Consider the following 18,423-nt stretch of genomic DNA (forward strand, 5'->3'; position numbering starts at 1 on the left):
TTCCCAAACCCCGGGTTGCCCTGCCCCAACTGCCACTCCATCACTGCGACCCACTGCGGCCGGAGCAGGAACCGCACCGGGACCCGGGCGGACGTCGCCGCGCAGCTGGTCCGATTTCTAGAAAGCGACCGCAGCAGGCTTCGTCTGCCGGTACGCTTGCTCTGACGTGCGCCCGTACTCCAGCTGGCGAGAGAGATGCGGTTTAGGTCCGCAGTGTCGTGGGTTCGAGTCCCACCGGGCGTACCGATCGAAATGGCCCGCTTCCCTTCGATTCGAAGGGAAGCGGGCCTTCATCGTTCCTCCGGCCCGTCAGCCGATGAGGTCCTTGACCACCGGAGCCAGGGCCCGGAAGGCCTGGCCGCGGTGGCTGATGGCGTTCTTCTCGTCCGCCGTCAGTTCCGCGCAGGTGCGCGTCTCGCCGATGGGCTGGAGGATCGGGTCGTAGCCGAAGCCGCCGTCGCCCACCGGGGCGGTGCGCAGGGTGCCGAGGAGGCGGCCCTCGACGACGCGTTCGGTGCCGTCCGGCAGGGCGAAGGCAGCGGCGCAGAAGAAGTGGGCGCCGCGGTGGGGCTCGGCGATGTCGGAGAGCTGGGCGAGCAGCAGCTCCAGGTTGGCGAGGTCGTCGCCGTGCTTGCCGGACCAGCGGGCGGAGAAGACGCCGGGTGCGCCGCCCAGGACGTCCACGCAGAGGCCGGAGTCGTCGGCGACGGCGGGCAGGCCGGTGGCCCGGGCGAGGGCGTGGGCCTTGAGGAGGGCGTTCTCGGCGAAGGTGACGCCGGTCTCGGGGACGTCCGGGATCTCGGGATAGGCATCGGCGCCGACGAGTTCGACGTCGAGGCCGGCGTCGATGAGGATGGCGCGCAGCTCGGCGACCTTGTGCTGGTTGCGGGTGGCGAGGATCAGACGGGTGGACATATCGCCCACCCTACCGAGAGGACGGAGCCGATCAGCCGGTGCAGACCGAGGTGAGGTTGCCCGCGGCGTCGCCGAGGGGCTTGAGGTCGGGGGCCTGCTTGTTGTCGACGGCCTGCTGGACCTTGTCGGCCTGCTTCTGGAGGTCGGTCACGGCCTTGGCGACGTCGGTGTTCCTGGAGTTCTTGCCGATCTGGTCGAGGTCGCCCTTGAGTTTCCGGAGCGCCTTGCCGGCGGCGGCCGAGTCGTTGCTGGAGTTGTCGTAGGCCTTGGTGAGGTCGGCGATGTCGCCGGTGACCTTGACGGCGGTGTTGCCGCAGTCGATGGCTTTCTGGGCTGCGGAGCAGCTGACCATGCTGAGCGGGAGGATGGCGATCAGTCCGGCCACGGCGAGGGCGGCGGGGCGGGCGATGCTGGACTGCATCCGGTCCTCCTGGTGGCGCGGGTTCCTTGGCGGGGACGCGTGCCGCGGGCGGCGCGGTTCCCGCAGCGGGACTGCTGCGGGAACCGTACGGTCTGGGGGTGGCGCCTGTACAGGAGGCCGTACGCGTGCGCGAGTGCGCTTCACGCCCCGGGGCGGTTCAGCCTTCGAGTGCCTTGCGCTGGATCTCGTCGAGTTCGGCGCAGCCGAGGGTGCCGAGGTCGAGCAGCTGGTCGAGGAGGCCGCGGTCGAAGGGGGCGCCTTCGGCGGTGCCCTGGACCTCGACGAAGCGGCCGTCGGAGGTGCAGACGATGTTCATGTCGGTTTCGGCGCGCACGTCTTCCTCGTACTGGAGGTCGAGCATGGGGGTGCCGTCGATGATGCCGACGCTGACGGCGCTGACGCCGCCGGTGATGGGCTGGCCCTTGGCGCGGAGCAGTTTGCGGTCGCGGGCCCAGGAGACGGCGTCGACGAGGGCGACGTAGGCGCCGGTGATGGCGGCGGTGCGGGTGCCGCCGTCGGCCTGGAGGACGTCGCAGTCGAGGACGATGGTGTTCTCGGCGAGGGCGCGGTGGTCGACGACGGCGCGCAGGGAGCGGCCGATGAGTCGGCTGATCTCGTGGGTGCGGCCGCCGATGCGGCCCTTGACGGCTTCGCGGTCGCCGCGGGTGTTGGTGGCGCGGGGGAGCATGGAGTATTCGGCGGTGACCCAGCCTTCGCCGCTGCCCTTGCGCCAGCGCGGGACGCCTTCGGTGACGCTGGCGGTGCACAGCACCTTGGTGTCGCCGTAGGAGATGAGGACGGAGCCTTCGGCGTGCTTGCTCCAGCCCCGCTCGATGGTGATGGGGCGGAGCTGGTCGGGGGTGCGGCCGTCGATGCGTGACATAGCCACTGAGCGTAGCCGCTTGGCCTCATGGCCCTGGACACGCCTCGGCCCGCCGTGCTCGTGAGCGGGTCGGCGGGCCGTGGTGGTGGGGCCTGGGTGGCTCAGCTCACATCATGTCTTCGATGTCGGCGGCGATGGGGTCGGCGTCGGTGCCGATGACGACCTGGATCGCGGTGCCCATCTTGACGACGCCGTGGGCGCCGGCGGCCTTGAGGGCGACCTCGTCGACCAGGGAGGCGTCCTTGACCTCGGTGCGCAGGCGGGTGATGCAGCCTTCGACCTCTTCGATGTTGTCGATGCCGCCCAGACCGGCGACGATCTTCTCAGCCTTGCTGGCCATCTGGTTCTCTCCCTCTGTTTCGGCCCTTCGGCGGCTTTGCCGGGTGCCGTCCTGCGCTGTGCTGGGTCCTCGACCGTCGGGTGGTGAGGTCCGTTGCCGGTGGCTGACGCGGGTTCAGCTGCGGTCACGCTGCCGGGCGGCGCGCGACCAGCATGACCCGAGCCGGTCCGGTCTGCCACGTTAGTCCACTTTTGGCCCATTCCGGCGCGCAGGCTCCGGACCGCCGCCCGAGGATGACGATCAGCGGGGCTCGCGTCCCGGTGTCCGGCCTGCGTCCCAAAGTGGTCTACACCAATATATGTGTACTCCGACGAACGCGGGAAGGACCCCGGCTGTTCCCGGGCCCCGCCCGAGGGTCCCGCACAGGGTGTCCCGACGGCAACTGCGCTCGGAGGGCGGATGATGAGTTCGGCAGGCGCCACGGCCCCGCGGACCACGAGGTGGCACAGCTTCTACGGCGGGCTCCAGAAGATGGGCCGCTCGTTGCAGCTGCCGGTCGCGGTGCTCCCCGCGGCGGGCATCCTCAACCGGCTCGGCCAGCCGGACGTCTTCGGCAGGGACGGTCTGGGCTGGACGGACGTCGCCAGGGTGTTCGCGGCGGCCGGCGGCGCCCTGCTCGACTCCGCGCTCGGCCTGCCGATGCTGTTCTGCGTCGGGGTGGCGATCGGCATGGCCAGGAAGGCGGACGGCTCGACGGCGCTGGCGGCCGTGGTCGGCTTCCTCGTCTACTACCGGGTCCTGCACGCCTTCCCGGAGAGCTGCAAGCCGCCGACGGTGCTGGTGAGCGACCAGTGCGTGGACTACACCTCGGCGAAGGCGGCCGCCGCGACCTACCAGAACCCCGGGGTGCTCGGCGGCATCCTGATCGGCCTGATGTCGGCCTGGCTGTGGGTGCGGTACCACCGCACCAGACTGGTCGACTGGCTCGGCTTCTTCAACGGCCGCCGCCTGGTCCCGATGATCACCGCCCTGGTCGGCATGCTGACCGCCGTCGTCGCGCTGTGGGTGTGGCCGCCGATCGGCCGCGGCCTGAACGACTTCTCGCAGACCCTCGCCGATCTCGGCGCGGGCGGAGCGGGCATCTTCGGCGTCTTCAACCGCGCACTGCTGCTGATCGGTATGCACCAGCTGCTGAACACCTTCGTCTGGTTCCAGTTCGGCGAGTTCACGAAGGCCGACGGCACCATCGTGCACGGCGACATCCCGCGTTTCCTGGCGGGTGACCCGACGGCCGGCCAGTTCCAGTCCGGATTCTTCCCGATCATGATGTTCGCGCTGCCCGCCGCGGCACTCGCGATCGCCCACTCGGCCAAACCCCACCGCCGCAAGGAGATCTACGGTCTGATGCTCTCGGTCGGCCTGACCTCCTTCGTCACCGGCGTCACCGAGCCGATCGAGTACTCCTTCGCCTACATCGCCCCGGCCCTGTTCGCCGTGCACGCGCTGCTCACCGGCGCCTCGATGGCGGTCACCTGGGGACTGGGGGTGCACGACGGCTTCAGTTTCTCGGCCGGCCTGATCGACTACGTCATCAACTGGGGACTGGCCACCAAACCGTGGCTGATCATCGTCATCGGACTCTGCTTCGCCGTGGTGTACTACGCGCTCTTCCGCTTCATCATCGTCAAATTCGACCTGAAAACCCCGGGGCGCGAGGACGAGGCGGAAGTGGAGGACGTCACCAGGGTCTGAACATCACCGCGGGCGTCGCCCGCAATGGCCCTCGGACCCGCCGGTCCGGGGCCTCCAGCATTTCGGGAAAGGGTGGAATTCCCGGCACGATGCCGATCGAAAAAGATAATTCGGCTGCGATCCGCCCGGCCCGGGGCGGTCCGGACAGGTGCCGACCGCGGGCGGCTGACGTCCCACCGGCTCGTCCGCGACCCTCCGGTCACTCTCAGCAGCCGCCGCGGACACCGGGAAGCGGCCGGTCGTCCGGGACCGGACCCCGCGACCGCGCCCCGACCCGGGCGCCGCACGGGCTGCGCGCTTTTTGTTGCGTAAATAGCCAAAATCACAATCGCGACTGAAATCATGATCGCCGTTCCGCGACTAGGTTTCGATTTCATAGCGCTTCCCGGTGGCAGCGCTATCCGGGGTTCCTTGACTTCTCCACCCGTGCTACAAAACTGGTCTACACCACGTGTGGTGTAGACCAGTTCGCGGTTCGGCCTCCTGTGCCTTCCCCCGACCGACCGCCATGCCGTTAGGAACCCACCCCCATGAGTCAGTCTGCGCAGGCACCGGCGCCCGCCACGGCTCCGGCCTCGCCAAGCCCCGCCAAGAAGTTCGGTCAGAACGTCCTCCAGGGTCTGCAGAAGATCGGCCGCAGCCTCCAGCTGCCGATCGCGGTGCTCCCCGCCGCCGGTCTCCTGATGCGCCTCGGCCAGGACGACGTGTTCGGCAAGGACGGCCTCGGCTGGGACAAGGTCGCCTCGGTCTTCGCCGCCGCCGGCAACGGGGTCTTCGGCGCCCTGCCGATGCTGTTCGCGGTGGGCATCGCGATCGGCTTCGCCAAGAAGGCGGACGGCTCCACCGCGCTCGCCGCACTGGTCGGCTTCCTGGTGTACCAGAAGGTGCTCACCGCCTTCCCGGTCACCGAGGGTCACATCGCCGACGGCAAGTGGGTCGAGCCGGTCTACCAGGACCCGGGCGTGCTCGGCGGCATCGTGATCGGCCTGCTGGCCGCCGTGCTGTGGCAGAAGTACCACCGCACCAAGCTGGTGGACTGGCTCGGCTTCTTCAACGGCCGGCGCCTGGTCCCGATCATCATGGCCTTCGTCGGCACCGCCGTCGGTGTGCTCTTCGCCCTGACCTGGGGCCCGGTCGGCGACGCCATCAAGAGCCTGAACGACACCCTGATCGGCGCCGGCGCGTTCGGTGCGGGCGCCTTCGGCCTGGTCAACCGTGCTCTGCTGCCGGTCGGCATGCACCAGTTCGTGAACTCCTTCGCCTGGTTCCAGACCGGTGACTTCACCGGCCCCGACGGTGTCGTCGTCCACGGTGACCTGCACCGCTTCTTCGCCGGTGACCCGACCGCCGGGCAGTTCATGTCGGGCTTCTACCCGATCATGATGTTCGCGCTGCCCGCCGCCGCGCTGGCGATCGCCCACTCCGCCAAGGCCCACCGCCGCAAGGCCGTCACCGGCATGATGGTGTCGCTGGCCCTGACCTCCTTCGTCACCGGCGTCACCGAGCCGATCGAGTTCTCCTTCGTCTTCATCGCCCCGCTGCTGTACGTCATCCACGCGGTGCTGACCGCCGTCTCGATGGCCGTCACCTGGGCGCTCGGCGTGCACGACGGTTTCACCTTCTCCGGTGGCCTGATCGACTACGCGCTGGCCTGGAGCAAGGCCACCAGCCCGTGGTTGATCATTCCGATCGGCCTGGTCTTCGCCGCGATCTACTACTCCGTGTTCCGCTTCGCGATCACCAAGTTCAACCTCAAGACCCCCGGTCGCGAGGACGACGACGAGATCGAGGACGTCACCAAGGCCTGACGCTCCTCCCGGCCGCTCCGAAGGCCCCGCCCACCGCCGCTCCCCCCGGCGGCAGGGCGGGGCCTTCGGCGTGTCCGGCACCCGCGGACGGCGGTTGACGAACCGCGCCGACCGCTACACCCGGGCCCGCCGAATCCGTCCAGCTGGCACGGGAGTTGTGGGGGAGGAATCCGTACGGCACCGCGGCCCGCAGTTCGAGGTCGGGGGCCGGCTCTCGCTGCCCCGGCCGCCGCAGGGCCACCCGGTGGTCGTCCAGGCCGGAGACTCCGCCGAGGGACGGGAGTTCGCCGCCGCCACCGCCGACGTCGCCTTCAGGCGGCACTCCGACTTCGAGGCCGGCCGGGCCTTCCACGCCGACGTCAAGGGCCGGTTGGCCGGCCACGGGCGCGAGCCGGACGAGCTGAAGATCATGCCCTCCGCCACCTTGCCGAGCCCGGTCAGACCTCGTACACCGCGCCGGCCCGGGCCAGTTCGACCGGGCCGGCGTAGGTGGCGGCCGCGTCACGGCGGTTGCGCTCCGCGTCCGTCCACGGCGGGATGTGGGTGAGGACGAGCCGGCGGGCCCCGGCGGCGGTGGCGTGCTCGCCGGCCTCCCGGCCGTTGAGGTGGACGGCCTGGTACGTGTCGCGGCCGTCCAGGTACGCGGCCTCGCAGAGGAACAGGTCGGTGTCGCGGGCGAGTTCCACCAACTCGGGGCTCTCGCCGGTGTCGCCGGAGTAGACCAGCGAGCGGCCGCCGTGCTCCAGCCGGAAGGCGAACGCGTCGACGGGGTGGTTGACCTGTGCGACGGAGACCCGGAACGGACCGAGTCCGAAGCTGCCCGGGGTGATCGTGCGGAACTCGAACACCTCCTTCATTCCGGGGTTCTCCGGCATGTCGTACGCGCGGGCGAGCCGCTCGGCGGTGCCGGCCGGGCCGTACACCGGCAGCAGGTCGGGGCAGCCCTCGGCGCGGTAGTTGCGGGCGACCCAGTAGGCGCACAGGTCGACGCAGTGGTCCGCGTGCAGGTGGCTGAGCAGGACGGCGTCGACCTCGTAGAGGCTGGTGTACTTCTGCAGCGCGCCGAGGGCGCCGTTGCCGAGGTCCAGCACGACCCGGTAGCCGTCGGCCTCGACCAGGTAGCTGGAGCACGGCGAGTCGGCGGACGGGAAGCTCCCCGAGCACCCCACCACGGTCAGTTTCATCCGAGCCCCTCCGCCCCGACACGTCCCGGCTGCTGCTGGAAAACGGCATGGAAAACAGCATGGAAAACGGCAGGCCGGGCCGGTGGACCGGCCGGTAGCACTGCGTTGGTGTGTCGAGGGTAAGGGCGGAGCGGCACTTTGCCCCCGTCCCCGTGCCGGGCTGTGGCTGGAATCACCCAGACCGCGGGGCGGGGGCGGCACGGCGGGTTCAGCGGTGCCGGGGGCGGTTGCGGGCCCAGGCGCGGACGGTCCCGGGGTACCAGCGGGGGTGTCCGCTGCCGTCGGTCACGTCCGGGTCGGGCAGCAGCCCGTGCCGCCGGTAGGTGCGGACGGTATCGGGCCGGACGTTGATGTACCGGGCGATCTCGGCGTACGACCAGAGTTCACGGTTCCTCACGAGGGCACCTCCGGGGGGACGGGGGCGGACGTTCGTGAGGCAGCCTGTCCGTGCCGCACCGGGGCACGGCCGACAGAACGGGTGTCGTGGCGGTTCCGTGACGAACCGGGAGCAATCCGCGGACAAAGGCCCGATTGTCACGGCCGCCGCGGTGGTGGCGTTCACCGCCGGCCCGGTACGGTTCGCCGCATGACTGGTATCTGGGTGGTCCTGGCCGTGGCGGGCACCGCCGTCCTGGCGGCCGTCGCGGCAGCGCTGGTGAGGCGCACCCGGCCGGCCGCGCGTCCGGCCGGCCCGACCGGCCCGGGGCGGCGCCCGGGCACCGAGGCCGGCCCGGAGCCGCAGGAGATCTGGTGGGCGGAGGTGCCGTTCGAGGACGGCCCGGGCTCCAAGGACCGCCCCTGCCTGGTGCTGCGGGTGCACGGGCGGGCCGCCACCGTCGCGAAGATCACCAGCAAGCACCACGCCGAGCGCCCGGGAGTGCTGCCGCTGCCGCCCGGTTCGGTCGGCGACCGGCAGGGCCGGACCAGCTGGCTGGAGACCGACGAGCTGCGCGAGGTGCCGCTGTCGGCCTTCCGCCGCCGGGCCGGCACGGTGGACCGGCAGGTCTGGGCCCGGGCCCAGAGGTCGCTGCAGCGGAGCTAGGCCCGCAGCCGGCCCCGCAGCCGGGTCAGGCCCAGAGCTGGCCCTGGAGGGCCTCGACCGCCGCCTCGGTGGACTCGGCGGTGTAGATGCCGGTGGACAGGTACTTCCAGCCGCCGTCGGCGACCACGAAGACGACGTCCGCGCGCTCCCCGGCGGCCGCGGCCCTGCGGCCGACGCCGAGTGCGGCGTGCAGGATCGCGCCGGTCGAGACGCCCGCGAAGATGCCTTCCTGCTGGAGGAGTTCGCGGGTGCGGCGGACGGCGTCCGCGGAGCCGACCGAGAAGCGGGTGGTGAGCACCTCGGCGTCGTACAGCTCGGGCACGAAGCCCTCGTCGAGGTTGCGCAGCCCGTACACCAGGTCGTCGTAGCGCGGTTCGGCGGCGACGATCTTCACGCCGGGGACCTTCTCGCGCAGGTAGCGGCCGACGCCCATCAGGGTGCCGGTGGTACCGAGGCCGGCCACGAAGTGGGTGACGGTCGGCAGGTCGGCGAGGATCTCGGGGCCGGTGGTGGTGTAGTGGGCGCCCGCGTTGTCGGGGTTGCCGTACTGGTAGAGCATCACCCAGTCGGGGTGTTCGGCGGAGATCTCCTTGGCGATCCGGACGGCGGTGTTGGAGCCGCCGGCGGCCGGGGAGGAGATGATCTCGGCGCCCCACATCCGGAGGAGTTCGCGCCGTTCCTCGCTGGTGTTCTCGGGCATCACGCAGACCATCCGGTAGCCCTTGAGCTTGGCGGCCATGGCGAGCGAGATGCCGGTGTTGCCGCTGGTGGGCTCCAGGATGGTGCAGCCGGGGGTGAGCCGGCCGTCGGCCTCGGCGCGCTCGATCATGTGCAGCGCGGGGCGGTCCTTGATGGAGCCGGTGGGGTTGCGGTCCTCCAGCTTGGCCCAGAGGTTCACCAGGCCCCCGTCGTTGCCGGGGACGGCGGCGGACAGCCGCGGCAGGCGGACCAGCGGGGTGTTGCCGACGGCTTCGAGCGGACTGTCGTATCGCAAGGGAGGCCTCCGGCCACGGCGGTGAGGGTGAGGAGGGGCGGTGCCCCCGCCACCCGGGCGGGGGCACCGGGAGATCAGCGGGCGCCGCCGGCCACGGCGGGCAGGATGGTGACGCTGTCGCCGTCGGCGAGGGCGGTGGAGATGCCCTCCAGGAACCGGACGTCCTCGTCGTTCAGGTAGACGTTGACGAAGCGGCGCAGCTCGCCGCCCTCGACCAGGCGGGCGGCGATGCCCGGGTGGCGGGCGTCGAGGTCGGCGAAGAGTTCCCCGAGGTTGCTGCCGTTGCCCTCGACGGCCTTGGCGCCGTCGGTGTAGGTGCGGAGGATGGTCGGGATGCGGACCTCGATGGCCATGGGTGCGCTCCTGTGCGAGTCGTGGAGATGGGTGGGCCGCAGCGGGCGCGGCGGGGCGGAGGGTGCCCGGGGCTCGACGCCGCCGGGGAGGCGGCGGGGCCCGGTGGGCGGGGCGGCTCTCAGCGCGAGCGCGCGGGCGTGCCGGGACAGATCGCGCCGGCGTGCCGGCACAGGTCGATGTGCAGGCGCGCCACGAGGCGGGTGCCCGGGGCCTGGTTGCTCACATCGACGGAACGCATGGGCTCATCGTATAGATTCCCGGGCCCGCTCCGACATGCCTGTCTCGTGATCCGGATGTTGTCGTTTCCGATGGTGAGACGGCGAGGGCCCGCCGACCGCTCGCGGCGGGTCGGCGGGCCCGGTCCATGGGGTGCCCGTCAGGCCGGGTGGGCCTCGACGACCTGGACGTCTTCCTCTGTGATCTCGCCGTCCACGATGCGGAACGAACGGAACTGGTAGGGGTCGTCCTCGCCGTTGCCATCTGCGGTGGAGACCAGCACGTAGTGGGCGAACGGCTCGGAGGCGTAGCTCACGTCCGTGCGGGAGGGGTAGGCCTCGGTGGCGGTGTGCGAGTGGTAGACGATCACCGGCTCCTCGTCCAGGTCGTCCATCTCGCGGTAGAGCTTGAGCAGGTCGCCCGAGTCGAACTCGTAGAAGGTGGGCGAGCGGGCCGCGTTGAGCATCGGGATGAACCGCTCGGGCCGGCCGCTGCCGGCCGGTCCGGCGACCACGCCGCAGGCCTCGTCCGGGTGGTCGGCGCGGGCGTGGGCCACGATCCGGTCGCGGATCTCTCGGGTGATGGTCAGCATGGGGTCAGGATAGACACGCCCCGGCGGCTGTCCGCCGGGGCGTCCGAAGCGCGGTCAACGGGCGTCCACGTTTCCGTTGCGGACGTGCAGGTGGTCGTGGGCGAGACCGTGGACGGCCTGGGGGTTGCGGCGCTTGATCACCTGGTAGCCGATCACCAGCAGCAGGGCCCAGCCCGGGAAGACGTACAGCGAAATCCGGTTGTCCTTGTCCAGCCCGATCAGCACCACGACCAGCGCCAGGAAGGCGAGGGCGGCCCAGCTGACCCAGGCGCCGCCGGGGGCCTTGAAGGTGGGCGGCGGCAGGTGGCCGGCCCTCCAGGCCTTGCGGTAGCGGACCTGGGAGATCAGGATCATCGCCCAGGTCCACAGCCCGCAGACCGTGGCGACCGAGGTGATGTACTCGAACGCCCGTGCCGGGACGAGGTAGTTGAGCACCACGCCGGCGCCCATCAGCAGGCAGGAGAGGGTGATCGCGAAGGCCGGGGTGCGGCGCCTGTTGAGCTTGGTGAGCTGCCCTGGGGCCTGGCCGCGCAGGGCGAGGTCGCGCAGCATGCGACCGGTGGAGTACATCCCGGAGTTGCAGGAGGAGAGCGCGGCGGTGAGCACCACGAAGTTGATGATGCCGGCCGCGGCCGGTATGCCGATCTTGCCGAAGGCGGCGACGAACGGGCTGACGCCGGGCTGGAACTCGGTCCACGGGACGAGCGAGAGGATGACCACCAGGGCGCCGATGTAGAACAGCGCGATGCGCCAGGGCAGGGTGTTGATGGCGCGCGGCAGGGTCTTCTCGGGGTTCTCGCTCTCGCCCGCGGTGACGCCGACGAGTTCGACGCCCAGGTAGGCGAACATGACGATCTGGAGGGTCATCACGGTGGCGCCGATGCCCTTGGGGAAGAAGCCGCCGTCCTGCCACAGGTTGGTGATCGACGCGGTGTCACCGGCCTTGCTGAAGCCGAGGGTCAGCACGCCGATGCCGATCAGGATCATGCCGATGATGGCGGTGACCTTGACCATGGAGAACCAGAACTCGATCTCGCCGAACAGCTTCACCGAGATCAGGTTGGCCGCGTAGAGGACGAGCAGGAAGGTCAGTGCGCTGGCCCACTGCGGGATGCCGGGCGCCCAGAACTTGACGTACACGGCGGCGGCGGTGGTCTCGGCCATGCCCGTGACGACCCAGAACAGCCAGTACGTCCAGCCGGTGACGTAGCCGGCGAAGGGGCCGAGGAACTCGCGGGCGTACTCGGCGAAGCTGCCGGAGACCGGGCGGTAGGTGAGCAGTTCGCCGAGGGCGCGCATGATCACGAAGATCACCAGGCCGGCCACGGCGTAGGAGAGGATCAGGCTCGGCCCGGACTTGGAGATGGCGGTGCCGGCGCCGAGGAAGAGACCGGTGCCGATCGCGCCGCCGATGGCGATCATCTGGATCTGGCGGCTGCCCAGCCCCCGCTCGTAGCCCTCCTCGTCCGGTTTCGCGTCGACCACCTGGTCGTATATCTGCTCGGCCATGGTCACCGTCCTGGGTGGGTCTCGTTTGTGGGGAGAAGTCGTACCACGCACGATCCGGATAGCGGTGTTCATCTGAGCGATATTTGAGCATGTCCTGTTATATTTTGCCCGATTTATGTACAAATGCCCCAGTCGAGCGTCCACATGCTGGACGCAACGACCGGGGCTTGCCCGAAAACGGGCAGGATCACCCGGGAGAGTGGGGGGTGGACCGCCCCGACGTCAGTCGGTGATCGCCTCCAGCAGCGACTCCTGGAGCGCGCCCAGCCACAGGTAGGCCATCACCAGCGGCTTGCGCTCGTCGCCGTCCGGCAGTTCGTAGAGGCCCTGCTCGTCCTCCTCGGAGACCTCCAGCCGCACCCCGAGGGTCAGCCGCAGGTCGTTCAGCGCGCCCAGCCAGTGCAGGCAGTCGGCGGCGGCCAGCTTGAGGACCCCGGCGCCGCCGAGGCCGTCCAGCGCCCGGACCACCTGGAGCGCGTCGTCCCGCTTGCGGGCCCGCAGGTCGAGTTCCGTGTAGCGGCGGAACTCGCCGTTGGCGGCCCGGGTCTCCTCGTCCTCCGGCGCGGCCGGATCGCCGTAGGCGTCCGGGAAGAGCCGGGCCAGCGCCGGGTCGGCGGGCGCCTCGGACGGACCCTCGGCGAACAGTGCCGCCAGCGGGTCGTCACCGTCCCCGCCGCCCGGGCCGGGGCCGATCAGCTCCAGCATCTGCACTTCCAGCGACCGCAGGATGGAGGCCTCCACCTCGTCCAGCGCGATCGCCGCACCACCACCGCCGGCGCTCTCGAACAACCCAGCCATCTGTATCGGTCAGCCCGTCTTCGTCGTCTTCGGCCGCGCCGCCGAACCGGCGGGCGGTCAGTCCCTGTGCGCCGGATGGGCGGTCAGTCGTGCTGCAGCGTCGCCCACAGGCCGTAGCCGTGCATCGCCTGGACGTCCCGCTCCATCTCCTCGCGGGAGCCGCTGGAGACCACTGCCCGGCCCTTGGTGTGCACGTCCATCATCAGCTTCCGGGCCTTGTCCTTCGGGTACCCGAAATAGGCCTGGAAGACGTACTGGACGTAGCTCATGAGGTTGACCGGATCGTTGTGCACGATGGTCACCCAGGGCGTGTCCGGCTCGGTCACCGGTTGTCCTTCGACCTCCGGGCGCTCGATCTCCACGGGCGCGACACTCACCGCCGGGCCTCCTCGTTGCACACTCGTCCGTGACTCCTCATGGCCCATGCTGCCATCCGGGGGACGGCCGGGCGATTCCGGCCCGGCCCCCGGCACGAGAAATCGTCACTCTGACGCTAAGTGGTAGTAGCATCATCCGCATGGACGCCACTTCAGTGCGCGCGGCCGGGTCGACCGCGCTCCTCACCGACCGCTACGAGCTCACCATGCTGCAGGCCGCCCTGCGCAGCGGGGCCGCGCACCGCCGCTCCGTCTTCGAGGTGTTCACCCGCCGTCTGCCCAGCGGCCGCCGCTACGGCGTCATGGCCGGCACCGGCCGGGTGCTGGACGCCGTCGAGAACTTCCGTTTCGACACCGCCCAGCTGGACTGGCTGTCCGACCAGGGCGTGGTCGACGACGACACCCTGCGGTTCCTCGCCGACTACCGCTTCCACGGTGACATCCACGGCTACCCCGAGGGCGAGGTCTATTTCCCCGGCTCGCCGGTGCTCACCGTCGAGGGCAGCTTCGCCGAGACGGTGATCCTGGAGACGGTGATCCTCTCCATACTGAACTTCGACTCGGCCATCGCGGCCGCCGCCTCCCGGATGACCGCCGCGGCCGGCGGCCGTCCGGTGATCGAACTCGGCGCCCGCCGGGCCCACGAGCAGGCCGCCGTCGCCGCTGCCCGGGCCTCCTACGTGGCCGGCTTCGCCGCCACCTCCGACCTGGAGGCCGGCTTCCTGCACGGCATCCCGACCACCGGCACCTCCGCACACGCCTTCACCCTGGTGCACGACAGCGAGCGGGACGCCTTCCGGGCGCAGATCGACTCGATGGGCCGGGGCACCACCCTGCTGATCGACACCTTCGACCTGCGCGAGGCCGTCCGCACCGCCGTCGAGGTGGCCGGGCCCGAGCTGGGCGCGGTCCGGATCGACTCCGGCGACCTCATCCTGGCGGCCCACCGGGTCCGCCGTCAGCTGGACGAGCTCGGCGCCGGGAAGACCCGGATCATCGTCACCTCGGACCTCGACGAGTACGCCATCGCCGCCCTCGCCGCCGCCCCGGTGGACGGCTACGGCGTCGGCACCAGCCTGGTCACCGGCAGCGGCCACCCGACCTGCGCGATGGTCTACAAGCTGGTCGCCCGCGCCGAGACCCCGGACGGCCCGCTGGTACCGGTCGCCAAGCGCGCGGCCGGCGGCAAGACCAGCATCGGCGGCCGCAAGTGGGCCGCCCGCCGGCCCGACGCCGAGGGCGTCGCCGAGGCGGAGGTGATCGGCACCGGGCCGGTCCCGGACGAGCTGCGGCCGCACCTGATGCAGGTGCCGCTGGTGCTGGCCGGCGAGACCGTCGGCCGCGAGCCGCTGACCGCCGCCCGCGAACGGCACATCCGGGCCCGCGCGGCACTGCCACTGTCGGCCACCCAGCTCTCCAAGGGCGACCCGGTCATCCCCACCGAGCTGATCGACTGATCGGCTCCTGATCCGCCGCCACGGGCGTCCGCGCGGCCCGGCGGCGGGTCGCGGGGCCCGGCTCCGGAGTCTTGTCGTCCGGCCGGAGGGCGCCCCGCGATCGGCGGTCCGAAGACGGACCCCAAGCCTTCCGCCACCGCGCGCCACTCCCTAGAGTCAGCCGTAGAGTTCCCCTGGAGTTCCTCCCGAGCCATCCGGCGTGCGCGAGGACCCGCCACCGGGGCGCACCGCCCCCACATCCGAGGATGCGAGCCATGCACCGGGCACTGATCGTCGTCGACGTGCAGAACGACTTCTGCGAGGGCGGCAGCCTGGCCGTCGCCGGTGGCGCCGAGGTGGCCGCCGCCATCACCGACCTGATCGCCGAGTCCTCCCCCGGCTACCAGCACATCCTCGCCACCCGCGACCACCACATCGACCCGGGCGAGCACTTCTCCGCCGAGCCGGACTACGTCTCCAGCTGGCCGGTGCACTGCGTGGCCGGCACCGAGGGCGTGGGCTTCCACCCCAACTTCGCGCCCGCGGTGATCTCCGGGGCGGTCGAGGCGGTCTTCGACAAGGGCGCCTACTCGGCGGCCTACAGCGGCTTCGAGGGACTGGACGAGAACCGGCGGGGCCCGGTGGAGTGGCTGCGCGAGCGGCAGGTCGACGAGATCGACGTGGTCGGCATCGCCACCGACCACTGCGTCCGGGCCACCGCCCTGGACGCCGCGCGGGCCGGCTTCACCACCCGGGTGCTGCTCGACCTCACCGCCGGGGTGTCGCCGGAGACCACCGCCGCCGCGCTGGAGGAGCTGCGGGCGGCCGGGGTCGAGCTGGTCGGGGAGCCGGTGGTCCGTCCGTCCTGAGGCCTGTTCGGGGCTCGGAGTTCCGGCTTCGGACTTCCGGGTCGGAGCTCCTGGCTTCGGACTTCCGGGTCGGAGCTCCTGGCTTCGACTTCCGGCTTCGGACGGCGTTCAGACCACCAGCAGCTCCACCACGTCCGTCCCGCCGGCCCGGTAGGCCTCGCACAGTTCCCCGCCGACCGCCTCCGGGTCGGCGGCCAGCCGGGCTCCGGAGACGTACACCACGCGGATGCCCAGGTACTCCATCCGGTGCTGTCCGCCGCGCACCCAGGCGGCCTCGCCCTCGCTGACGCAGCGCAGGTCCGAGTCCACCTCCACCGCGACGCCGCGCTCCGGCCAGTAGAGGTCCGGGATGCCGATGTAGGTGCCGCCGCGCATCCGCAGCTCCGGACCGGCCAGCGGGGCCGGCAGCAGCCACTCGTCCACCAGCCGGTCCACCTGCTCCAGCACGAAGTCCCGCTCGGCGGCGAGGAGTTCGTCCAGCGCGGCGCGCACCCGGGGCTCCCCGGTCAGGCTCGACTCGACCAGTTCGGCGGCCAACTCCCTTACCGTGCAGTGGATCTCCGGGCGGGTGACGGCCTCCCGCAGCACCTCTCGCACCGGCGTCGCCGCGTCCCCGTCGGCCGTCCACTCGCACAGCGCGTCCGCGACCGCCCGGGCGACCGGTGCACAGGCCAGGCCGTGCACCGAGCGGGCCACCAACTCCCTTTCGGTGCGCAGGATCCGCACGTCGCCGGCGTCCTTGAGCCGACGCTGGCGCGGCACCAGGACGTCCACCCCGGTCACCGCGGGCAGCCGGGGCACGGTGGCGAAGCCGTACAGAGCCAGCGCGGCCGCACCGGTGATCACCGCACCCTCGCGGCGGCCCTCCTCCCGGCCGTTCTGCGCCGCGTACAGCAGCGCGGCCCACATCCGCTGCTCCGGTGTGGGCTCGCCGGACTGCAACAGGTAGACCCTCGGCAGCAGTCGCTGCCAGGGGCCGCCCCGGCGGCAGTGCTCGGTGATGACCCGGGCCGGCACGCCCCGGGCGCGCAGCTGGCTCGCGGTGACGACGTTCTGCTGACGCTTCACCAGCTCCTCCAGGGAGGGCGGCGGCGTGGGGATCCGGTAGCTCATGCGCCCGCCTCGCTACGCTCGGCCGGGGCATTCGCCCATGCGCGCACCTCGATGATTCGCTCACAGCGTTCGCTCATGCGCACACCATCCCCAACCGGCGCGGCGCGCGAGACAAAGCCTGACGCACTGTTACCCAACCGTCGCGAAACCGGGATCAGCCTGCACTAAAGTCCCCATACCCTCACTCATTTGGAGTAAATGACGTTCATATGGCTATCGGATTTGATCGAAAACGATCACCGACCTGGCCGTCTGACCCAGAGTGATCAAGGGCATACGGCGAGGGACCCTCCGGGCGTCAATCGCACCGCCGGGATTGCCTAGGCTTACGTCATGTCACGTGACGAGACCGCCGGCCTCCGCGCGGCCCAGCTCCGCCTCGGCCGTCTGCCCGGATACGTCCGCCGCCCGGACCCGGCCCGCCGCAGCGGTGAGAAGGGCCATACGTACAAGAAGGGCTGGGAGGTCCGCTTCACCGCCCGGAGCGAGGCCGAGATAGCAGAGATCCGCGACCTGGTCGTCGCCGCCGGGTTCGCCCCGGCCAGACCCTTCTTCAAGGGGCACCAGCTCATCCAGCCGGTCTACGGGATGGCCGCCGTGCAGGCCTACCTGGCCGCTAGACAGGCGGCCGAGGACCACGCCGAGCGGATCGCGCTCGGCCGCCGACGGCGTGCGACGGGGGCGCACGCGGGCGCGACGCACACTGGGGGGGCGCACCCGGGCGGCGGGCACGCCACCGGTACCCACGCGGCAGCCGGGCACTCCGCCGGGACTCCCGTCACCCACCGGTGCGAGCGCGAGGAGGCCGCCGCGGGAGCCACTGCCGCGGCGGCGGCAGCCGCCCAACTGGCCCGCCGCCGGGCCGTCGAGTCCTTCCCCGCGCAGGTCGAACGCGGTCACACCGCCGACGACCTGGTCTCCCCCGCGGAGGCCGTCCCGAACCCCTGACCGGGCGGCACCGCGCCGCCCCGACCCGCGCCCCGGTCGCCGCAAGCCGCCGGGGCGCACTCGACGCACCCACCCCCACCCGCCCCGGCGCAACCCCCACCGTGAGTGCGGTTGCGCGGGCGGTTGTGCGGACGCGACTTCGCGCCCTGGGCGTGGACGCCGGCTCCGACAGGCCCTACGGTGGCTCCTCAACTGCCGTGCGATCACTGCCGTCCCACACCCTCTGACCAGCTGTGACACACTCGCACCCACGCCTCCCGCACCACTGCGCAGCACTCCCCCGACCGGCCCCCGGGCCGGCGGTACCGCCGCCGCGCCGCACCGATCGCCGACGGAACCGGCCGAGCGTCGGCGGGTTCCGGGCATTCCATCGGATTGGTCACCCAGCGCACCGAGGGCCTACCGTAGAGTGAGCACAGATGATCGACCGTCAGAAGTCCATCTCCCTTTCCGAGAAGACGAGATGAGCAACCGTCATACGAGCGCCGCCGAGCCTCCCCCGGGGCCCGACGAACCGGAGGACGTCCCGCTGGAGTTCGCGGCCTTCTGCGAACTCCACCGCCCCCGGTACCTCAGCTACGCCCGGGTGTGGCTGACCGAGCACGCCGACGCGGCCACCGCCGTCCAACAGGCGTTCGCCGAAATCGCCGTCCAGTGGCGGGAATTGCTCACCAGCCCGAACCCGACCGCGCTCGCCTGGCAGATCCTGCGCGGGACCGTCGCCGAGCACACCCGGCAGGAGGCCCCCGTTCCGGACCGCCACCCCGCCGACGACGACCTGGCGATCCTGCACTACGTCGTCGGCCTCGCCGCCCCCGAGATCGCCGACGTCATCGGCACCGACACCGCCAGCGTCGCCGGACGGCTCCGGCGCACCATGCTGCACGAGGCCTCCGGCTGGTGACCCTCCCCGGGCGCCCCGGCCGCCTCAG

21 protein-coding genes, 1 tRNA gene and 1 pseudogene are annotated in these 18,423 nt (G+C 71.3%); 9 read left to right on the forward strand and 14 right to left on the reverse strand.

Translation table 11 applies throughout. The features are described 5' to 3' along the window. Positions 1–168 precede the first annotated feature (168 nt). Positions 169–243: transfer RNA gene (locus ACH4J0_RS20645), tRNA-Leu, on the forward strand. Positions 244–309: 66 nt separating this feature from the next. Here ACH4J0_RS20645 and rdgB read toward each other — a convergent pair. The 4 genes and pseudogenes from rdgB to ACH4J0_RS20665 all read right to left on the reverse strand — a co-directional run. Beyond that, the gene (gene rdgB / locus ACH4J0_RS20650; RefSeq protein WP_396241986.1) at positions 310–915 is read right to left on the reverse strand and encodes an RdgB/HAM1 family non-canonical purine NTP pyrophosphatase; all 606 of its coding nucleotides are present in this window, start codon (positions 913–915) and stop codon (positions 310–312) included. 31 nt (positions 916–946) lie between these two features. Continuing rightward, positions 947–1,336 carry a hypothetical protein gene (locus tag ACH4J0_RS20655; protein ID WP_396241987.1) on the reverse strand — a complete coding sequence of 130 codons (390 nt, stop codon included), beginning with the start codon at positions 1,334–1,336 and terminating at the stop codon, positions 947–949. Between the two features lie 157 nt (positions 1,337–1,493). Then, complete coding sequence (rph, locus tag ACH4J0_RS20660) at positions 1,494–2,219, reverse strand: ribonuclease PH (RefSeq protein WP_396241988.1); 726 nt, start codon at positions 2,217–2,219, stop codon at positions 1,494–1,496. Between the two features lie 106 nt (positions 2,220–2,325). Beyond that, positions 2,326–2,589 (reverse strand): annotated as a pseudogene (locus ACH4J0_RS20665) (glucose PTS transporter subunit EIIB); the annotation flags it as partial. A 372-nt stretch (positions 2,590–2,961) separates the two neighbouring features. Between ACH4J0_RS20665 and ACH4J0_RS20670 the strand changes: the two are divergent. The 3 genes from ACH4J0_RS20670 (at position 2,962) to ACH4J0_RS20680 (ending at position 6,606) form a co-directional block, all read left to right on the forward strand. After that, positions 2,962–4,251, forward strand: a complete 1,290-nt coding sequence (locus ACH4J0_RS20670) for a PTS transporter subunit EIIC (protein ID WP_396242064.1) — start codon at positions 2,962–2,964, stop codon at positions 4,249–4,251. Positions 4,252–4,781: 530 nt separating this feature from the next. Next, complete coding sequence (locus ACH4J0_RS20675; RefSeq protein ID WP_396241989.1) at positions 4,782–6,059, forward strand: PTS transporter subunit EIIC; 1,278 nt, start codon at positions 4,782–4,784, stop codon at positions 6,057–6,059. Between the two features lie 70 nt (positions 6,060–6,129). Then, entirely contained in the window at positions 6,130–6,606 is a 477-nt protein-coding gene (locus ACH4J0_RS20680; RefSeq protein WP_396241990.1) for an LLM class flavin-dependent oxidoreductase, read from the forward strand. Here the strand turns inward: ACH4J0_RS20680 and ACH4J0_RS20685 are convergent. Continuing rightward, positions 6,497–7,243, reverse strand: a complete 747-nt coding sequence (locus tag ACH4J0_RS20685) for an MBL fold metallo-hydrolase (protein WP_396241991.1) — start codon at positions 7,241–7,243, stop codon at positions 6,497–6,499. The genes ACH4J0_RS20680 and ACH4J0_RS20685 overlap by 110 nt on opposite strands. 208 nt (positions 7,244–7,451) lie before the next feature. Beyond that, the gene (locus ACH4J0_RS20690) at positions 7,452–7,640 is read right to left on the reverse strand and encodes a MerR family transcriptional regulator (protein WP_396241992.1); all 189 of its coding nucleotides are present in this window, start codon (positions 7,638–7,640) and stop codon (positions 7,452–7,454) included. A gap of 189 nt (positions 7,641–7,829) precedes the next feature. Between ACH4J0_RS20690 and ACH4J0_RS20695 the strand changes: the two genes are divergently transcribed. Further along, the gene (locus tag ACH4J0_RS20695) at positions 7,830–8,285 is read left to right on the forward strand and encodes a type II toxin-antitoxin system PemK/MazF family toxin (protein WP_396241993.1); all 456 of its coding nucleotides are present in this window, start codon (positions 7,830–7,832) and stop codon (positions 8,283–8,285) included. Between the two features lie 25 nt (positions 8,286–8,310). Here ACH4J0_RS20695 and ACH4J0_RS20700 read toward each other — a convergent pair whose 3' ends face one another. The 7 genes from ACH4J0_RS20700 to clpS form a co-directional block, all read right to left on the reverse strand. Next, positions 8,311–9,279, reverse strand: a complete 969-nt coding sequence (locus tag ACH4J0_RS20700; RefSeq protein WP_396241994.1) for a PLP-dependent cysteine synthase family protein — start codon at positions 9,277–9,279, stop codon at positions 8,311–8,313. A 74-nt stretch (positions 9,280–9,353) separates the two neighbouring features. Continuing rightward, positions 9,354–9,632, reverse strand: coding sequence for a MoaD/ThiS family protein (locus tag ACH4J0_RS20705; protein ID WP_030257420.1), 279 nt, complete (start codon positions 9,630–9,632; stop codon positions 9,354–9,356). A 119-nt stretch (positions 9,633–9,751) separates the two neighbouring features. Next, positions 9,752–9,871, reverse strand: coding sequence for a putative leader peptide (locus tag ACH4J0_RS20710; RefSeq protein ID WP_317621128.1), 120 nt, complete (start codon positions 9,869–9,871; stop codon positions 9,752–9,754). A gap of 138 nt (positions 9,872–10,009) precedes the next feature. Beyond that, positions 10,010–10,441 (reverse strand): Mov34/MPN/PAD-1 family protein, encoded by a 432-nt coding sequence (locus ACH4J0_RS20715; RefSeq protein ID WP_396241995.1) that lies wholly within the window; start codon positions 10,439–10,441, stop codon positions 10,010–10,012. 54 nt (positions 10,442–10,495) lie between these two features. Beyond that, positions 10,496–11,950: an amino acid permease gene (locus tag ACH4J0_RS20720; RefSeq protein ID WP_396241996.1), complete on the reverse strand. Its 1,455-nt coding sequence runs from the start codon at positions 11,948–11,950 to the stop codon at positions 10,496–10,498. 222 nt (positions 11,951–12,172) lie between these two features. Beyond that, the gene (locus tag ACH4J0_RS20725; RefSeq protein ID WP_396241997.1) at positions 12,173–12,748 is read right to left on the reverse strand and encodes a DUF2017 domain-containing protein; all 576 of its coding nucleotides are present in this window, start codon (positions 12,746–12,748) and stop codon (positions 12,173–12,175) included. 83 nt (positions 12,749–12,831) lie between these two features. Beyond that, positions 12,832–13,125 (reverse strand): ATP-dependent Clp protease adapter ClpS, encoded by a 294-nt coding sequence (gene clpS, locus ACH4J0_RS20730; RefSeq protein ID WP_030284071.1) that lies wholly within the window; start codon positions 13,123–13,125, stop codon positions 12,832–12,834. Between the two features lie 140 nt (positions 13,126–13,265). Here clpS and ACH4J0_RS20735 point away from each other — a divergent pair, with 140 nt between their 5' ends. Next, complete coding sequence (locus tag ACH4J0_RS20735) at positions 13,266–14,582, forward strand: nicotinate phosphoribosyltransferase (protein ID WP_396241998.1); 1,317 nt, start codon at positions 13,266–13,268, stop codon at positions 14,580–14,582. A gap of 254 nt (positions 14,583–14,836) precedes the next feature. Beyond that, entirely contained in the window at positions 14,837–15,430 is a 594-nt protein-coding gene (locus ACH4J0_RS20740; protein WP_360425169.1) for an isochorismatase family protein, read from the forward strand. Between the two features lie 108 nt (positions 15,431–15,538). Here the strand turns inward: ACH4J0_RS20740 and ACH4J0_RS20745 are convergent, their stop codons facing one another. Then, positions 15,539–16,543: a hypothetical protein gene (locus tag ACH4J0_RS20745; protein WP_396241999.1), complete on the reverse strand. Its 1,005-nt coding sequence runs from the start codon at positions 16,541–16,543 to the stop codon at positions 15,539–15,541. Positions 16,544–16,876: 333 nt separating this feature from the next. Between ACH4J0_RS20745 and ACH4J0_RS20750 the strand changes: the two genes are divergently transcribed. Both ACH4J0_RS20750 and ACH4J0_RS20755 read left to right on the forward strand, forming a co-directional pair. Continuing rightward, positions 16,877–17,491, forward strand: coding sequence for a hypothetical protein (locus tag ACH4J0_RS20750; protein WP_396242000.1), 615 nt, complete (start codon positions 16,877–16,879; stop codon positions 17,489–17,491). A gap of 463 nt (positions 17,492–17,954) precedes the next feature. Further along, the gene (locus tag ACH4J0_RS20755) at positions 17,955–18,395 is read left to right on the forward strand and encodes a hypothetical protein (protein WP_396242001.1); all 441 of its coding nucleotides are present in this window, start codon (positions 17,955–17,957) and stop codon (positions 18,393–18,395) included. The last annotated feature ends 28 nt before the right edge of the window (positions 18,396–18,423 follow it).

The organism is Kitasatospora sp. NPDC017646 (assembly GCF_044329365.1).
In the GTDB taxonomy this organism is placed as follows: Bacteria; Actinomycetota; Actinomycetes; order Streptomycetales; family Streptomycetaceae; genus Kitasatospora.

What these genes read in the sequence shown, in the direction of transcription:
- rdgB (WP_396241986.1), bottom strand. Translation starts at nt 915, where the DNA reads ATGTCCACCCGTCTGATCCTCGCCACCCGCAACCAGCACAAGGTCGCC.
- ACH4J0_RS20655 (WP_396241987.1), bottom strand. Translation starts at nt 1,336, where the DNA reads ATGCAGTCCAGCATCGCCCGCCCCGCCGCCCTCGCCGTGGCCGGACTG.
- rph (WP_396241988.1), bottom strand. Translation starts at nt 2,219, where the DNA reads ATGTCACGCATCGACGGCCGCACCCCCGACCAGCTCCGCCCCATCACC.
- ACH4J0_RS20670 (WP_396242064.1), top strand. Translation starts at nt 2,962, where the DNA reads ATGAGTTCGGCAGGCGCCACGGCCCCGCGGACCACGAGGTGGCACAGC.
- ACH4J0_RS20675 (WP_396241989.1), top strand. Translation starts at nt 4,782, where the DNA reads ATGAGTCAGTCTGCGCAGGCACCGGCGCCCGCCACGGCTCCGGCCTCG.
- ACH4J0_RS20685 (WP_396241991.1), bottom strand. Translation starts at nt 7,243, where the DNA reads ATGAAACTGACCGTGGTGGGGTGCTCGGGGAGCTTCCCGTCCGCCGAC.
- ACH4J0_RS20695 (WP_396241993.1), top strand. Translation starts at nt 7,830, where the DNA reads ATGACTGGTATCTGGGTGGTCCTGGCCGTGGCGGGCACCGCCGTCCTG.
- ACH4J0_RS20705 (WP_030257420.1), bottom strand. Translation starts at nt 9,632, where the DNA reads ATGGCCATCGAGGTCCGCATCCCGACCATCCTCCGCACCTACACCGAC.
- ACH4J0_RS20710 (WP_317621128.1), bottom strand. Translation starts at nt 9,871, where the DNA reads ATGCGTTCCGTCGATGTGAGCAACCAGGCCCCGGGCACCCGCCTCGTG.
- ACH4J0_RS20715 (WP_396241995.1), bottom strand. Translation starts at nt 10,441, where the DNA reads ATGCTGACCATCACCCGAGAGATCCGCGACCGGATCGTGGCCCACGCC.
- ACH4J0_RS20720 (WP_396241996.1), bottom strand. Translation starts at nt 11,950, where the DNA reads ATGGCCGAGCAGATATACGACCAGGTGGTCGACGCGAAACCGGACGAG.
- ACH4J0_RS20725 (WP_396241997.1), bottom strand. Translation starts at nt 12,748, where the DNA reads ATGGCTGGGTTGTTCGAGAGCGCCGGCGGTGGTGGTGCGGCGATCGCG.
- ACH4J0_RS20735 (WP_396241998.1), top strand. Translation starts at nt 13,266, where the DNA reads ATGGACGCCACTTCAGTGCGCGCGGCCGGGTCGACCGCGCTCCTCACC.
- ACH4J0_RS20740 (WP_360425169.1), top strand. Translation starts at nt 14,837, where the DNA reads ATGCACCGGGCACTGATCGTCGTCGACGTGCAGAACGACTTCTGCGAG.
- ACH4J0_RS20745 (WP_396241999.1), bottom strand. Translation starts at nt 16,543, where the DNA reads ATGAGCTACCGGATCCCCACGCCGCCGCCCTCCCTGGAGGAGCTGGTG.
- ACH4J0_RS20750 (WP_396242000.1), top strand. Translation starts at nt 16,877, where the DNA reads ATGTCACGTGACGAGACCGCCGGCCTCCGCGCGGCCCAGCTCCGCCTC.
- ACH4J0_RS20755 (WP_396242001.1), top strand. Translation starts at nt 17,955, where the DNA reads ATGAGCAACCGTCATACGAGCGCCGCCGAGCCTCCCCCGGGGCCCGAC.